Below are 786 nucleotides of genomic sequence, written 5' to 3'. Positions count from 1 at the left end.
GGCTCCGGAGCCCCCGGAGCCGGCCCCGCCGGAGCCTGAGGCGGAGGATCCGGTCGGGCTGTACGCCGACGGTCCGGGCGTGCCCTCCGACACCGCGGCGGACGCCGAGGTGCCCGTCGGCGACGCCGTGCCCGTACGGGTTCCCGGGGCGGCCGCACTGCCCCGGATCCTCGACATCCAGCGGGCCCTGCGCGCCCTCCAACGACACCGCCCGCCCGGGCGGCCCACCCGTACCGTCCTCGACGAGAACGCCACCGCGGAGGCGAGCGCCCGCGCCCTCGGCCTGGTCATCCCCGTCTTCCGGCCGGAGAGCCGGCGGGAGGCGACCGTCCGCCTGGTCATGGACGCCTCCCCGTCCATGGCGGTGTGGCAGGAGATGTTCGAGGAACTGAGGGCGGTCTGCGAACGGCTGGGCGCCTTCCGGGACGTCCAGGTGCACCGGCTGCACCGCCTCGCGGACGGCACCCCCGCCGTCGGTCGCGGCCCCGCGCCCGGCGTCGGCCTGCGCTCGGGCGACCAACTGCGCGACCCCACCGGACGGGCCCTGACCATGGTGGTGTCCGACTGCGCCGGGCCGCTGTGGCGCGAGGGCGAGGCGCAGCGACTGCTGTACCGGTGGGCCCAGTGCACCCCCTGCGTGGTGGTCCAGCCCCTGCCGCAACGCCTGTGGGGCCGCAGCTGGCTGCCGACCGAACGCGGCGTGCTGGAGCGCACCGAGGACGGGGCGGGCGGCCCGGGCGGGGGCCGGCTGCGCTTCCGCCGGGACCGGCCGCCGCGGCCCGGTCG

General features: G+C 78.4%; 1 protein-coding gene. It reads left to right on the top strand.

The annotated features are described in order from the left end of the window. Positions 1 to 58: 58 nt before the first annotated feature. Positions 59 to 786 (top strand): SAV_2336 N-terminal domain-related protein (locus NOD94_RS41210; RefSeq protein WP_281211367.1); only part of this gene is annotated, 728 nt, incomplete at its 3' end.

The organism is Streptomyces sp. Isolate_45 (assembly GCF_024721315.2).
Lineage (GTDB): Bacteria > Actinomycetota > Actinomycetes > Streptomycetales > Streptomycetaceae > Streptomyces.
The sequence above is the reverse complement of the archived record's forward strand: the minus strand, read 5'-3'. Positions and strand labels throughout refer to the sequence as shown.